The organism is Streptomyces sp. NPDC001868 (assembly GCF_040297125.1).
Lineage (GTDB): Bacteria > Actinomycetota > Actinomycetes > Streptomycetales > Streptomycetaceae > Streptomyces.
The window spans coordinates 1-14,922 of the sequence record NZ_JBEOYO010000037.1 but is presented as its reverse complement, the minus strand read 5'-3'; the positions used below and the strand labels follow the sequence as shown (position 1 = coordinate 14,922).

The following is a 14,922-nucleotide window of genomic DNA, read 5'->3' as shown; positions in this document are numbered from 1 at the left end:
CTCTGGTGTGGGCGTTCTGCTGTGCTGTGCCGCAGGGACCAGGGCGATCACCTCCGTCTGCCACATGGAGTGCCCGCTGCTGACCTGCGGGTTGTCGCGCCTCCAGTTCCTTGGTCCCGATGGTTCTTCATATGGAGTGCGTTGCCACCCCGGTCTCCTGGGGTGGCTGCTGACTCCCGTGCCCGACCTCGATGCCCGCTGGCCGCGGAACCGGGGACAGTGCTGTGGCTCAGGCGTCGATGATGACGGGGATGATGAGGGGCTTGCGGCGGTGCGTGCGGAACGCCCAGTTCGCCACGGCGCGGGCGACGAGTTGTTCGAGTTGGTGCGCGTCCCCGACGCCTTCCTCGGCCGCTGTGGCCAGGGTCTTCTCGATGACGGGGATGACCGACTCGAAGGTGGTGTCGTCGTGGACGAAGCCGCGGGCCAGGAAGTCGGGGGCCTCCGCGAGGGCGCCGGTGTCCGCGTCGACGATCGCCACGACCGTGACCACGCCTTCGGAGGCGAGGGTGAGGCGGTCCTTGAGGGACGCTTCTGTGGCGCCGCCGACTTCCATGCCGTCCACGTAGACGTTGCCGGCGGGGACCTTGCCGGTGATGGACGCGCGCCCGTCGACGAGGTCCACGACGACGCCGTCCTCGGCGATGACGACCCGGTCGGGGTCGACGCCGGTGCGGATGGCGAGGTCGCCGTTGGCTCGCAGGTGGCGCCATTCGCCGTGCACGGGCATCACGTTGCGGGGCTTGACGATGTTGTAGCAGTAGACGAGTTCGCCTGCGCTGGCGTGCCCGGAGACGTGCACCTTGGCATTGCCCTTGTGGACCACGTGGGCGCCCCAGCGGGTGAGTCCGTTGATCACCCGGTAGATGGCGTTCTCGTTGCCGGGGATGAGGGAGCTGGCGAGCAGGACGGTGTCGCCCTTGCCGATGCGGATCATGTGGTCACGGTTGGCCATCCGTGACAGCGCGGCCATCGGTTCGCCTTGGGAACCGGTGCACACCAGAGTGATCTTGTGGTCCGGGAGTTTCTCCAGCTCCTTCGTGCTGACGACGAGACCGGAGGGGACCTTCAAGTAGCCCAGATCACGGGCGATGCCCATGTTGCGGACCATCGACCGGCCGACGAAGGCGACCTTCCGGCCGTGCTGGTGGGCGGCGTCCAGGACCTGCTGGATGCGGTGCACGTGACTGGCGAAGCTGGAGACGATGACCCGGCGCGGTGCGGTGCGCATCACCTGCTCGATCGCCGGGTTCAGTTCACGCTCGGAGGTGGTGAAGCCGGGTACTTCGGCGTTCGTGGAGTCGGTGAGGAACAGGTCCACACCCTCCTCGCCGAGGCGGGCGAAGGCGCGCAGATCGGTGATGCGGTCGTCGAGAGGGAACTGGTCCATCTTGAAGTCGCCGGTGTGCAGCACCATCCCGGCCCGGGTGCGGATCGCGACCGCGAGGCTGTCCGGGATGGAGTGGTTGACCGCCACGAACTCGCAGTCGAAGGGCCCGAAGCCACGCCGGTCGTTCTCCCGCACCCGCACCGTGCGCGGCCGGATGCCGTGTTCCTTGAGTTTGGCCTCCAGGAACGCCAGCGTCAGCTTCGAGCCGACGACGGGAATGTCGGACCGCTCGCGCAGCAGGTACGGCACGCCGCCGATGTGGTCCTCGTGGCCGTGGGTGAGGACCACGGCCACGATGTCGTCCAGCCGGTCCCGGATAGAGGTGAAGTCCGGCAGGATGACGTCCACGCCGGGCTGGGTCTCCTCGGGGAACAGCACGCCGCAGTCGACGATGAGCAGCTTGCCGGCGTGCTCGAAGACGGTCATGTTGCGGCCGATCTCACCCAGGCCGCCCAGGGCGACGACCCGCAGCCCTCCTGCGGGAAGGGGCGGGGCGGCTTTCAGCTCGGGGTGCGGATGACTCATACCCTGACGGTACCCGGAGAGCGGGACGGCGTGATCCATTGCCTGTGTGATCTCTTCTTCCCGACGGAGCGGTGCGTCCGCAGCGGGTGCCCCGGGACGATCGGATCACGTCGGCGGACGGCCCGGGCAGGCACTCACGACCGCTGAAGCATCGAGGTTGCGTGTGATGTCGACCTTCGCGGGCCGTTGTGGTCGGCCGGAGTCGGATTCAGGGTGTTCCATGAGGGATCGTGCCTGTTCTGCGGTCCCGGGCCGGGGCCCTGACTGTGGGGAGAATTGGCGGGTGCTGTCCTGCGGCGGGGTCTGACTCTTGTGATCTCCTCTTCGAGGCGAGGTCGTCCTGGGTGTGGACACGCACGGCGAGGTCCCTGTCCCCGCCGTTCTCTGCCCACTGGGTCAGGTGCTGGGCACCAAGTTCTTTCCGGTCACGGCGCCGGGTATCGCCGGCTGCTCGTCCGGGGCGCAAGCTGGGGGCCGTGCGCCGGGCTGGTGTGGAGGGCACCGGCACCTTCGGTGCGGGCCCGTCCCGCTCCCTGCTGGCTGAGCACGTCCAGGTGTACGAAGTGAACCGGCCCGACGGTACAACCCGTCGTCTGCTCGGGAAGTCGGACTGGCGACGGCCCGGTGCAGAGCGCCAGGATGCCCAGGGAATAGCTCCAGCCACGAATGCAGGGACGGGTACCAGCTGCCCGCCCCTGCCTCTGCCCCACGGACGTCCCCCGCCCTACGTCGTCGCCCCGCTGCGCGGCGTGAGTGGGGCGCACCCACCGACGTGGCCGCCTCATACACGCCCGTGCAACGCGCTCCGCCGAAGCGTCCACCGCTAGGGCCAGGTTTCGGAATCCCCGTCAGCTCGGAGTATGCCCTTTGTGGAGAGTGTCGGCCGTGCGGTCGCCGAGGCGGGGGGCGAGCAGGGATGCCCGTGCTGTCTCACGCCGAAGTGCGTGGGTGATGGCGCGCGCCTCGATGCCCGCCTGACGAAGGACGCCCGTGAGGGGATTGGTGTACCCGGCGAAGTACAGGCGCGGGGCTTCCGGATGGGTCTGTGCCCCCACGGCGAGGGGTTGCCCGGCTTCGTCGAGTACGCCCAGGGACCCGACCAGGTCGTGCAGGCCGGGCCGGTAGCCGGTGGCTGCGATGACCGTGTCGGGTCGCAGTCGGGTGCCGTCGCCCAGTATCACGTCGGGGCCGTCGAACGCCTGGACGGCCGCGACCGGCTCGACCCGCCCGGACCGGACGGCGTCCACGAAGCCGTGGTCGAGCACCGGATTGACATCTTCGCGGGCATTGCGGGTGTACAGGCCCGTGCGGGGCCGCGGCAGTCCCCGTGACGTCAGGTCGGGCACGGCGAGACGCTGCGTGAGCAGGGAGATGCGGTCGCGCCACGCGAGCGGGAGGGCCTCCGTCAGCCGGCCGACCGCATGCCATCGGGCGCTGGAGCGGGGCAGGATGTTGGGTGGCGTACGGACCGCGATCCGTACCCGCTCGGCTCCGGCCCCGGCCAGGACGCTCGCGATCTCGGTACCGCTGTTGCCGGCCCCGACCACCAGGACGTGCTGCCCGCGGTAAAGCGCCGGAGAGCGGTACTGGGCCGAGTGCAGCAGCGTGCCGGTGAAGGTCGAACGCCCGGGCCACCGGGGGAGGTTCGGGGTATGGCAGCGGCCGGTGGCCACCACGACAGCGCCAGTGGGCAACGGACCGTCAGGGGTGTGGACCAGCCACAGTGCTCCCCGACCGGGCAGGTTTGGGCCGTTACCTGCTCCGCCACCCCACCGCGCTGCGAGTGCCCCTGCACCTGGCTCGGTCGGGAGCGTTCCGCACCCCGGCCGTCACCTCGGCCAGCCCCTTCGGTGACGGCATGACCCTGGACGTCCCCGGACGGCCGCACGTGGTGGCCGTACCCGGGCACACACCCGGCAGCGTGGCATTCCATCTGCCCACGCAGGGCGTGGTGTTCACCGGGGACGCTCTGGTCACCCACGACGGTCTGTTGGGCCTCACCGGCACCGGGCCCCAGATCATCGGCCCGGTATTCACGCATGACACGGCGCAGGCGCGAACGTCGCTGGCGGCGTTGACCTCGTTGGACGCGGGCCTGGTGCTGCCCGGTCACGGCGACCCGTTCCACGGCGCCGTGGCCGATGCCGTGGCACAAGCTCGACACACCCCGTCCTGATCCGGCGTTCCCAAGGTTCTCGGTGTGTCCGGGTGAACGATCGGTCGAGGTGTCCGCCGGGGTACGGGGGGGGCGAGGCACCGCGAGCCCGTGAGCTTCTTCGCCCAGGCCGGTTCGGCGAGGACCTGGAGCCGGCCGTGGATCTCTCGCCGCAGGGCCGGAGCTGGCGGGTAGTCGCAGGCGAAGACCGTCCGAGCACCGCGCGAGCATGTCCAGTCAGGCATGAGAAGGGTCAACTACGCACCGGATGCCCGGCCTTGGGACCGCGAGTTTCTCGAGTTCGAGTCGCTGCCGGAAGAGTGGATGCATTGGGCTCTGAAGCACGGGCGCGTACGCGGTGGAAAGGCCCACTCCGCTCGGAGTGACCAGCGTGGACATGAGCCTTGCTCGGCTGAAGGACGCTCTGAACCGAGCTGTGACGTGTCGGCTGGTGACCATGAACGTGGCCCAGCACGTGATCATTCCGCGAAGGGCACACAAGGAAGAACGGAAGAGAAGGAGGAGGTGAAGCCCTGGTACGTCCAGGAGGTTCAGACATTCGTTCATGGCGTCAAGAGAGAACGGCTCTACGCCGCGCTTTTGCTGCGCCTCATGGGTCTACGTCCGGCTGAAGTCTGCGGACTCCGGTGGGAAGATGTCGACCTGGACAACGCCACGATCATCATCGCCAACACGCGCACGATGGTGGGCAACCGATACGTGGTGGAGAAGGACACCAAGTTGCTGGCCGGTGAGCGGGAACTCCCGGTGCCCGCTCCGGTGCTGGCTGCGCTCTAGTTGTTCAAGGCCCTCGACGGGATACCCTCGCCACGTTCTCGCAGGGAATGCAAGGACAGGCAAGAGGTGGGCATGAACGATCACGCTGGATACTGGGATCCGCTCCCGGTGGCCCGGGCTGCTGCCGACACTCCAGTGCCCGAAGCGGTACCCAACCTGGTCCTGGCATTGCCAAGCCCCGAGACCTATCTGACGGGCTGTTGGGCGGAACGAAACTGGCGCAACGTGCCCGGACCGTTCTACGGCGCCGATACCGACACCTGCTGGACCGGGCGGATGGCGGCACCCGATCACGTCCTCTACGACGATTCGACGGGTCAGGAGTTCGTCTACCGCCAGCCCAAGAACGCTGTCGAGGTCGATCGCCTGCTCTTCGCCGCCTGGAACGACCCCTTCAGCGGCTACGGCTGGGACGGAGACCAGCACTGGACTGCCGACTCCGTCCGCATCTGGTGGCACGAACGAGCCCGTCTGCAGGAATGGGCCACCGATCTCAAGGCCGCCTGGTCAGTCCATGCTGATGAACACCACCAAGAGGCGGCCTCAGGACTGAACGACCTCCTCGCGTACCTCGACGGCGATCTCGAAACCGACCTGCGGCTCTACCTCTACTGGCTCGAAGAACGCCGCTCTCCGCGCCCCACAGAGGCGCTACCCGAGCTGTAACCACGCGGGGCATTCGGATCTACTCGTCCAAATGCTCCGGGGAAGTGGCTCGTCCATGCCCTCATGTTCCTGATGTGCCGTCGGGTAGGTCGGCATCTGATCAGCATCAGTCCTCGCACATTCCTAGACGGGCGTTCGAGCAGGCGCCTGGTCGGCGGCGTCACGAGAGCCTGGTTCGCGCGGAAACGCAGGCAGGGAGACTTCTCGCCGGAGTGAAGCGATGTTTCTCACCATCGTCGGGTCCTGGCGCACAGTTGTACAGTGAAGAACGCCCTTGACCTGCAGCAAGCAGGCAGGGAGCCGTCTTCCAGGAGTCCGACATGCTGCGCACCATGTTCAAGTCCAAGATCCACCGTGCCACCGTCACCCAGGCCGACCTGCACTACGTCGGGTCCGTGACCATCGACGCCGACCTGCTGGACGCCGCCGATCTGCTGCCCGGCGAACTCGTGCACATCGTCGACATCACCAACGGGGCGCGTCTGGAGACGTACGTCATCGAGGGTGAGCGCGGTTCGGGGGTCGTCGGGATCAACGGGGCCGCCGCTCATCTCGTCCATCCCGGGGATCTTGTGATCATCATCAGTTACGCTCAGGTCTCCGACGCCGAGGCCCGCGCCCTGAAGCCCAGGGTCGTGCACGTGGACAGCGGGAACCGGATCGTGGCCCTGGGCGCGGACGCCTCCGAGCCGGTGCCCGGTTCGGACCAGCGGCGCAGCCCGGGGGCCGTCACCGTCTGAGGTCACCAGCGGCCCGCCCGGCGTCCCCGATCCGCACGCGAGGAGTGCTATGAGCGACGTACAGATCCGCGACGACCGGGCGGTCGGCCGCCTGGAGGCCTTCGCCGGCGACGAACTGGCCGGTCACATCCAGTACTTCGTCCTCGAATCCCCGCAGGGCGCGCTCGTCCCGGTCCATACGATCGTCGAGCCCGCGTACGAGGGCCAGGGCGTCGCGGGCTCTCTGGCCAGGGAGCTGTACGGCATCGCGGCCCGCGAGGGCGTCGTCGTCGCGCCCCTGTGCCCGTACGTCGTCAGGTGGGCCGAACGCCACCCGGAGGAGGCCCCGGCCGCCGATCCGGAGCTGCTGCGGGCCGCCAAGGACTGGCTGATCGCCCACCCCGAAGGCTTCTGAGGAACCCGTCGGCGGGCAGCGGTCACCCGTCGGCGCGGGAGAGGTGACCTGTGGGCGCGGGAGAGGTGACCCGTCGGCGGGCGGCGGTCACGCGGCTCCGCCGCTCGGGTGACTGCCCGCGCGGGCGACGGGTACCCGTGGTACCAGTCCATCGCCGACGTACCCCAAGGCTGGAGGACGCGATGACACACCCAGACCCGGACCCCGTGCGCCCCGGCCCCACCCCGGGCCCCGGCCCCGACCGCCCGGAACCCTTCCCACAGCCCCCGTTCCCCGACCCCGTCCCCACACCGGACCCCCGACCCACCCCCACCCCGGACCCGGTCCCGAACCCCCCGGGCCCCGACCCGGTACCGGGCGAGCCGAGGCCGGGCCCGCTGTCGTAGGGGAGCGGCGGAACACATGAGTGCGGCCCGGCGTGGACTGATCCACACCGGGCCGCAGCAACACCCTCAGGGGCGCGGGGAACTGCGCGACCAGCCACGTACGACCCGCGGCCGCCGACCGATCAGCACCCCCACCCCCTCAGGCGCCCTCAGGCTTCGATCTCACCGCGGCCCTGTCCCCACAGCGTGTGGAACGACCCCTCCCGGTCCACCCTCCGGTACGTGTGCGCCCCGAAGAAGTCCCGCTGCCCCTGCGTCAGCGCCGCGGGCAACCGCTCGGCGCGCAGCGCGTCGTAGTACGCCAGCGCCGCCGCGAACCCGGGCGTCGGCACGCCCTGCCGCGTCGCGGCGACCAGCACCTCGCGCCAGTCGTCCTGCGCCGCCGCGATCTCCTGGGCGAACGTGTCGTCGGAGAGGAGGCTCGGCAGGTCGGGCCGGGCGTCGTACGCGGCCCGGATCCGGTCGAGGAAGGCCGCGCGGATGATGCAGCCGCCCCGCCAGATCGAGGCGACCTTGCCGAGGTCGATGTTCCAGTCGTACTCGTCGCGGGCGGCATCGATCTCGTGGAAGCCCTGGACGTACGACACGATCTTGGACGCGTACAGCGCCTGCTCGACCCGGTCGGCGAAGGCACCGGCCTCGGCCGCGCTCAGCGGCGTGGCCTTGGGGCCGGCCAGCGAGCGGGACGCGTCGCGCAGCGCGGCGTGGCCCGACAGGGAGCGCGCGAAGACGGCCTCGGCGATACCGGAGACCGGAACGCCCAGGTCCAGCGCGATCTGGACGGTCCAGCGGCCGGTGCCCTTCTGCTCGGCCTGGTCCACGACCACATCCACGAACGGCTTGCCGGTCGCCTCGTCCACGTGCGCGAGCACCTCGGCGGTGATCTCGATCAGATACGAGTCGAGGCGCCCGGTGTTCCAGGTACGGAAGATCTCCGCGATCTGCGCGGGCGTGTAGCCGGCGACATCGCGCAGCAGCTGGTAGGCCTCGCCGATCAGCTGCATGTCGGCGTACTCGATGCCGTTGTGGACCATCTTCACGAAGTGCCCGGCGCCGTCGGGACCGACGTGCGTGACACAGGGCGCGCCGTCGGCGGCCTTCGCGGAGATCTTCTCCAGCATCGGGCCGAGGGAGTCGTACGACTCGACCGGGCCGCCCGGCATGATGCTCGGACCGTTGAGTGCGCCCTCCTCGCCGCCGGAGATGCCGGCGCCGACGAAGTGGATGCCCTGCTCGCGCAGCGCGGCCTCACGGCGGCGGGTGTCGGCGAAGTGCGCGTTGCCACCGTCGATGATCATGTCGCCGGGCTCCAGGAGCGGTGCGAACTCCTCGATCACCGCGTCCGTCGGCCCGCCCGCCTTCACCATGACGACCAGGCGCCGGGGCCGCTCCAGCGCCTGGACGAAGTCCTTGGCGGTCTCGGCCGCGATGAAGTCGCCCTCGTGCCCGTGCTCCTTGATCAGCGCGTGCGTCTTCGCCGCGGAGCGGTTGTGGACGGCGACCGTGTAGCCGTTGCGGGCGAAGTTGCGGGCGAGGTTGCTCCCCATGACCGCGAGGCCGGTGACGCCGATCTGGGCTGAAGTGCTCATACGGTTGGCTCCTATGGATCCTGATATCGGTGGTGCCGTTCCTGCCCGCCAGTATTGTCCTTCCGGCCATCCTGACGTGCACCGGCCCCGTCCGCACTGCGCGGCCTGCCGGGCTTGAGTACGCACGGATGGCCCTACCTGCCTCAATGGGGCGCGCAACCCGAGGCCTTGCGCGCCGTCCCTGCTCACTCATGCGCCGGACGGGGGCACTTACGCGCCGGAGCAGGTCGCTAACCCGCCACTCACGGGACTGGAGCGGCTGGTTTTTCGTCTTGTCATGGCCGGTTCGGCGCGCTTACTTTTGCGGCTCATGGCATAGGCGAGGGGGCTTTTCCATGGCCGTACGCGGTCGGCACCGCCGGTACCAGCCGAACAGGATCAATCGCGCCTCACTCACCGTCACGGCGGGTGGTGCCGGGATGGCGCTCCCGCTGATCGGCACCGGGGTCGCGGAAGCGGCCGATGTCGAGACCTGGGACAAGGTCGCGGCCTGTGAGTCCACCAACGACTGGAACATCAACTCCGGGAACGGGTACTACGGCGGTCTCCAGTTCAGCCAGTCCACCTGGGAGGCCTTCGGCGGTACGGCCTACGCCGCCCGCGCGGACCTGGCCACCAAGGAACAGCAGATCGCGATAGCGGAGAAGGTCCTCGACGGACAGGGTCCCGACGCCTGGCCGGTGTGCTCGCAGCGCGCGGGCCTCACCCGCGGCGGCGACGGGCCCACCCGTCAGATCGAGGACGTGAAACCGCAGACCACGCCCCAGTCGCAGGCGGGCAAGGTCGAGATGTACACGGTGATCCGGGGCGACACCCTGTCCGAGATCGCCGACTCCGAGGATGTCAGGGGTGGTTGGCGGGGGCTCTACGAGGCCAACCGCAGGACCATAGGGTCCGACCCGGACGTGATAATCCCCGGGCAGCGGCTGAGCCTCGACACGGCGGGCCGGAAGAAGGAACAGAAGCAGGAGAAGAAACAAGAGCAGAAGCAGGAGAACAAGCAGGAAAAGAAGAAGGTCCAGAAGGAGCAGAAGCAACAGAAGCAGCAGGCGTCCGAGAAGCGGCAGGAGTCGGCGTCCTTCGTCGCCCCGGTCAGCGCCTCCCTCGGCACGCCCTACCGCGCGTCGGGCTCCTCCTGGTCGAAGGGCTACCACACGGGTGTCGACTTCCCCGTGGCGACCGGCAGCTCCGTGAAGTCCGTGGCGGCCGGCGAGGTCGTCACCTCGGGCTGGGGCGGCTCCTTCGGTTACCAGGTGGTGATCCGGCACGCCGACGGCCGCTATACGCAGTACGCCCATCTGTCGGCGATCTCCGTGAAGGCCGGCCAGAGCGTGGGCGCGGGCCAGCGCATCGGCCGGTCCGGCTCCACCGGCAACAGCTCGGGCCCGCATCTGCACTTCGAGGTGCGGACGGGGCCCGGCTTCGGCAGTGACATCGATCCGATCGCCTATCTGCGGGCGGGCGGGGTCCGGATCTGACGCGCCGAGGGTGACTCGACGTGGTACGGGAGGTCCGGACGGGCCTCCCGTACTCCCGTGCAGCGGATGTCCCGCTCAGGACTTCACGCGGTCGTGATGCCGCTCGAGGAGCGATCTGGGCACATACAGCTCGCCGTGGAAGGGCTGCAGCAGCAGTGCGGGCGGAGCGTCCTCCTCGCCCGCCGCGCTCCTGCCCAGGAACGGGGCCGGTACGACCACCCGCTTGTCCAGGCCGAGCACGTCGCCGGTCTCCGGGACCCCCGCGACCTGCCGGGGAAGCCCCGCGAGCAGTTCCGCCAGGGCCAGGGCCTCCCGGTCCCGGTCGGTGACCGGAACGGTGACGTCCGCGCCGGCCGCCTCGGCCCGCGCCAGCTCGGCCCGCTCCGCCACGGCCTCGTCGCCGAGGCGCTCGGTGGTCAGCAGGATCAGACCGCCCGCCGCGACGACACCGCAGCCCAGCGCGAGGAGGGTGCCGGCCGTGCCGTAGCGGAAGGTCTCGCCGAACATCGTGATGCCGACCGCCGCCGCCACCACCGGGTTCACCACGGTGAGCGTGGCGAGCGGGGCCGCGAGGCCGCCGCTCCGGTAGGCCGCCTGGGACAGCAGCAGCCCGGCCGTCGCGAAGACGCCGATGACCGCGAGGGTCGGCAGGTCGGCGAGCGTGACGCCGTCCGTCCAGTCGACGGCGACCGTCTTCGTGAAGACCGAGGACATACCGAACGCGACACCGGAGGCGACCGCCAGCAGGATGCTGCGAACCGCCGGATGCCGGTGCGCGGCGTGGCCCGCCACCATCAGCGCGGCCACGGCGCCACCGCTGACCACGGCGACCAGCACCCGCTGGGTGGTGTCCAGCGACTGCGTGTCGGCCGAGCCGACCAGGGAGAGCAGGCCCGCGAGACCCACCGTCGCCATGATGGCGCCCCGCCAGGCCGTCGCACCGGCTTTGCGGCCCACGAAGAGCGCCGCCATGGGCAGGGCGAAGACGATGGTCAGCGCGCCCAGCGGCTGCACCAGGCTCAGCGGGCCGTAGGCCAGGGCCACCACGTGCAGCAGCCCGCCCAGGCCGTTCAGCCCGACGGCGGCCCACCAGACCGGCCGGCGCAGCGGCGCGTAGGCCTGGCCGGGGGAGGACACCGCGACACGCTCCTGGACGATCGCCCCGCCCGCATACGCGACGGCGGAGACGAACGACAGCAGCACGGACAACGCGAGGGCACTCATGCGCGGCTCCTCAGCGCAGCGCGAGGGCTCCGGGCCCGGCGCGGTGAACGCTCGGCTTTCATAATGACCACGATGCCTCGCGAAAGCGTTCACGTCGTCGTACCTGAGCACTCAATAAGTCCTACTGCCGTTGGAGTACGACGAACCCCACGTCATACCCAAGGTGGGCGACACGGAGTGCAAGCCCCCAGGTGAGCGCGCGTACACGCCCTGGTACTACTCGTCCTCGTGGATCACGACCCCGGCCTCACCGCGCTCTCGGCCCTCGGCGGCTTCTTCGTACTACGTACGGGAGAACCCCCGCACGGCCCGCTGCCCACCCTCGCGGAGGCCTACGCGGCACGGGATGCCGACGAGGAACGGGAGGTTTACGCGAATCCCGTAATTTTCCGTGTCCGGAAGGTCGCCCGAAGTGTCCGGGCGCCCGAGCCGCGTGTGGCCGCCTCCATCGCCCACCTCGGCTTCGCCGCCCGCCTGTGGTCGGTGGCCCTCGGCGCGGCCGCCCTGTACGACCGCGTACCCGACCTCGACCCGAGCCTGCTGCGCTGGGACGCGGACGCGAGCGCCCCGGACGAGCTGTGGCTGACCGAGGTACGGAGCCTGCCCGCCGAGCGGATCGGCGAGGTCGTACGGGACGGCCATCTCGTACCGCTGGCGGCGGCTCTGCGCGCTCAACTGCCCGTATCCGAGCGGCTGTTGTGGGGGAACGCGGCATCCGCGCTGATGGGCGCCGTACGCCAGATCGACCGCTGGGCCGCCGCCAACGGCCGCACGGAGGCGGCGAGTCGGGCCCGCGCGCTCGCCGCCGGCCTGTTCGCGCACCCCGGTCTGGCCGGCACGCTCGACCCGGTGACCCACCGCCGCCGCAGCTGCTGTCTCTACTACCGGCTGCCCGGCGGCGGACTCTGCGGCGACTGCTGCTTCGACCGGCCGCCCGGCACGCGCCCCCTCGGCGGACCGCGCACCTGACACCGGGCGCGCCCCCGCGCGCGAAATCGTGGTCTTCCCCAACCGTCCCTTCTGGGTGACCATGTGGGAACCAGCCGCTGAGACAGGGGGTTCCGGGTGCGAGTCGGCCTGCTGACCCGGGAGTATCCGCCCGACGTCTACGGTGGCGCGGGCGTCCATGTCGAGTTCCTCGCCCATGAGTTGAGGTCCCTGATCGACCTGGACGTGCACTGCTGGGGCGAGGGTGCGGGCGGCGGCGTCGTACGCCACCGGCCCTGGTCCGCGCTCGACGGCGCCAACGACGCGCTGCGCACCTTCTCCGTGGACCTCTCCATCGCGGCCGGACTCGAAGACCGCGAACTGGTCCACTCGCACACCTGGTACGCCAATCTCGCAGGCCACCTCGGCAAGCTGCTGCACGGCATCCCGCACGTCGTGACCGCCCACTCGCTGGAGCCGCTGCGCCCCTGGAAGGCCGAGCAGCTGGGCGGCGGCTACACCCTGTCCAGCTGGGCCGAGCGCACCGCCGTCGAGTCCGCCGACGCGGTGATCGCCGTCTCCGGCGCCATGCGCGACGACATCCTCGGCTGCTACCCCGCCCTGGACCCGGCGCGGCTCCACGTCGTGCACAACGGCATCGACACCTCCCTCTATCGGCCGGACCACGGCACGGACGTCCTCGACCGGATCGGCGTCGACACCGGCCGCCCGTACGTCCTGTTCGTCGGCCGCATCACCCGCCAGAAGGGCGTGCCCCACCTGCTGCGCGCCGTACGGGACATCGACCCGGCCGCGCAGGTCGTGCTCTGCGCGGGCGCGCCCGACACCCCGGAGATCGACCAGGAGTTCCGCGAGCTCTTCGCGGAGCTGAGCCGCGTACGCGAGGGCCTGTTCTGGATCCCGCAGATGCTGCCGCGCCCGGAAGTGATCCAGCTCCTCACGCACGCCGCCGTGTTCGTCTGCCCGTCGGTGTACGAGCCGCTGGGCATCGTCAACCTGGAGGCCATGGCCTGCGGAACGGCCGTGGTGGCCTCGCGGGTCGGCGGTATACCGGAGGTCGTGGAGGACGGCGTCACGGGCCTGCTCGTGACGGCCGGGGACGGCTTCGAGGGCCGGCTGGCCGGCGCCCTCGACTCGGTCCTCGCCGATCCCGCGACGGCCGCCCGGATGGGCGAGGCCGGACGGGAGCGCGCGGTGCGGGAGTTCGGCTGGGACGCGGTCGCCCGGCGGACGGTCCGGCTTTACGAGGAAGTCCTCAAACAGGGGTAACCAAGGAACAGAGTTCGGCACAACCGGGCGGGCAGAGGGGCGGCGGTATGCGGCGAGGTGGACCTTCGGTGCTGGGAATCGTACTGGCGGGCGGGGAGGGCAAGAGGCTGATGCCCCTGACCGCCGACCGTGCGAAACCAGCGGTGACTTTCGGCGGAACGTACCGCTTGGTGGATTTCGTCCTCTCCAATCTCGTCAACGCGGACATCCTGCGCATCTGCGTGCTCACGCAGTACAAGTCGCACTCGCTGGACCGGCACATCACCACGACCTGGCGGATGTCGAGCCTGCTGGGCAACTACGTCACCCCGGTCCCGGCCCAGCAGCGGCTCGGCCCGCGCTGGTACCTGGGCAGCGCGGACGCGCTCCTGCAGTCCCTGAACCTGGTGCACGACGAACGGCCGGAGTACGTGGCCGTGTTCGGCGCCGACCACGTCTACCGCATGGACCCCCGCCAGATGCTGGCGCAGCACATCGAGGGCGGCGCGGGCGTGACGGTGGCCGGCATCCGGGTGCCGCGCACGGAGTCGTCGTCCTTCGGTGTGATCACGCCCGGCTCCGACGGCCGGACCGTCGAACGCTTCCTGGAGAAACCGGCCGACCCGCCGGGCCTGGTCGACGACCCCGAAAGTGTGTTCGCCTCGATGGGCAACTACATCTTCACCACCAAGGCCCTGGTGGAGGCGCTCCAGCGGGACGCCGAGGACGAGGACTCCGTCCACGACATGGGCGGCTCGATCCTGCCCCAGCTCACCGACCGGGGCGAGGCGCAGCTGTACGACTTCAGCGCCAACCACGTGCCCGGCGAGACCACCCGCGACCAGGGCTACTGGCGGGACGTCGGCACGCTCGACGCGTACTACGACGCCCATATGGACCTCATCGCCGAGCGCCCCGCCTTCAACCTCTTCAACCGCAGCTGGCCCATCTACACCAGCTCCGGCCAGCTCTCGCCGGCCCGGTTCAACGCGGGCGGCATCGCCAGCGAGTCGATCATCAGCGCGGGCTGCCTGATCCGCGGCCAGGTGACCCGGTCCGTCCTCTCCCCGGGGGTCGTCGTCGACCCGGGCGCCGTCGTCCAGGGCTCGGTCCTGCACGACAACGTCCACATCGGGCGGGGCGCGGTCGTACGCGGCGCCGTGCTCGACAAGAATGTCCAGGTGCCGCCGGGCGCCACCATCGGCGTCAACCCCGAGCGGGACGCCGAGCTGTACACGGTGTCCCGGGGCGGCGTGATCGCCCTGGGGAAGGGGCAGCAGGTCCCCTAGGCCGTGTTTTGAAAGTCGGCTCTGCTTCTCGTCCCGCATCGCGATGATCTCGGTGTGGGACGAGGGGATCTTTCTGACGATCAGTGGGCTGT

Annotated in this window: 13 protein-coding genes; 9 read left to right on the top strand and 4 right to left on the bottom strand. The window is 70.0% G+C overall.

Features of this window, described 5'->3' with window-relative positions:
* Positions 1–229: 229 nt before the first annotated feature.
* Both ABT147_RS32625 and ABT147_RS32620 read right to left on the bottom strand, forming a co-directional pair.
* Positions 230–1,915 (bottom strand): ribonuclease J, encoded by a 1,686-nt coding sequence (locus ABT147_RS32625; RefSeq protein WP_351412915.1) that lies wholly within the window; start codon positions 1,913–1,915, stop codon positions 230–232.
* Positions 1,916–2,763: 848 nt separating this feature from the next.
* Positions 2,764–3,633: an NAD(P)-binding domain-containing protein gene (locus tag ABT147_RS32620; RefSeq protein WP_351413002.1), complete on the bottom strand. Its 870-nt coding sequence runs from the start codon at positions 3,631–3,633 to the stop codon at positions 2,764–2,766.
* A 26-nt stretch (positions 3,634–3,659) separates the two neighbouring features.
* Here ABT147_RS32620 and ABT147_RS32615 point away from each other — a divergent pair, with 26 nt between their 5' ends.
* The 5 genes from ABT147_RS32615 to ABT147_RS32595 all read left to right on the top strand — a co-directional run bounded on the left by ABT147_RS32615 (position 3,660) and on the right by ABT147_RS32595 (position 6,668).
* Positions 3,660–4,091 carry an MBL fold metallo-hydrolase gene (locus ABT147_RS32615; protein WP_351412913.1) on the top strand — a complete coding sequence of 144 codons (432 nt, stop codon included), beginning with the start codon at positions 3,660–3,662 and terminating at the stop codon, positions 4,089–4,091.
* Between the two features lie 504 nt (positions 4,092–4,595).
* Positions 4,596–4,868, top strand: a complete 273-nt coding sequence (locus ABT147_RS32610; RefSeq protein ID WP_351412910.1) for a tyrosine-type recombinase/integrase — start codon at positions 4,596–4,598, stop codon at positions 4,866–4,868.
* 72 nt (positions 4,869–4,940) lie between these two features.
* On the top strand, positions 4,941–5,534 hold the full coding sequence (locus ABT147_RS32605; protein ID WP_351412906.1) for a ferredoxin: 594 nt from the start codon (positions 4,941–4,943) through the stop codon (positions 5,532–5,534).
* A gap of 320 nt (positions 5,535–5,854) precedes the next feature.
* A complete protein-coding gene (gene panD, locus ABT147_RS32600; protein ID WP_351412903.1) occupies positions 5,855–6,274 on the top strand; it encodes an aspartate 1-decarboxylase in 420 nt (139 codons plus the stop codon).
* Positions 6,275–6,323: 49 nt separating this feature from the next.
* A complete protein-coding gene (locus ABT147_RS32595; protein WP_351412901.1) occupies positions 6,324–6,668 on the top strand; it encodes a GNAT family N-acetyltransferase in 345 nt (114 codons plus the stop codon).
* Between the two features lie 535 nt (positions 6,669–7,203).
* Here the strand turns inward: ABT147_RS32595 and gnd are convergent.
* Entirely contained in the window at positions 7,204–8,643 is a 1,440-nt protein-coding gene (gene gnd, locus ABT147_RS32590) for an NADP-dependent phosphogluconate dehydrogenase (RefSeq protein ID WP_351412899.1), read from the bottom strand.
* Positions 8,644–8,978: 335 nt separating this feature from the next.
* On the opposite strand from gnd, the gene ABT147_RS32585 reads away from it, so the two are divergent.
* Entirely contained in the window at positions 8,979–10,121 is a 1,143-nt protein-coding gene (locus tag ABT147_RS32585) for a transglycosylase family protein (protein ID WP_351412897.1), read from the top strand.
* Between the two features lie 75 nt (positions 10,122–10,196).
* On the opposite strand, the gene ABT147_RS32580 is transcribed toward ABT147_RS32585, so the two are convergent.
* A complete protein-coding gene (locus tag ABT147_RS32580) occupies positions 10,197–11,345 on the bottom strand; it encodes a DMT family transporter (protein WP_351412896.1) in 1,149 nt (382 codons plus the stop codon).
* Positions 11,346–11,573: 228 nt separating this feature from the next.
* On the opposite strand from ABT147_RS32580, the gene ABT147_RS32575 reads away from it, so the two are divergent.
* From ABT147_RS32575 to glgC, 3 genes are all read left to right on the top strand, one after another.
* Complete coding sequence (locus ABT147_RS32575; protein ID WP_351412894.1) at positions 11,574–12,314, top strand: (2Fe-2S)-binding protein; 741 nt, start codon at positions 11,574–11,576, stop codon at positions 12,312–12,314.
* Positions 12,315–12,410: 96 nt separating this feature from the next.
* A complete protein-coding gene (glgA, locus tag ABT147_RS32570; protein ID WP_351412892.1) occupies positions 12,411–13,562 on the top strand; it encodes a glycogen synthase in 1,152 nt (383 codons plus the stop codon).
* A 47-nt stretch (positions 13,563–13,609) separates the two neighbouring features.
* Positions 13,610–14,830 carry a glucose-1-phosphate adenylyltransferase gene (glgC, locus tag ABT147_RS32565; protein WP_351412889.1) on the top strand — a complete coding sequence of 407 codons (1,221 nt, stop codon included), beginning with the start codon at positions 13,610–13,612 and terminating at the stop codon, positions 14,828–14,830.
* Positions 14,831–14,922 lie beyond the last annotated feature (92 nt).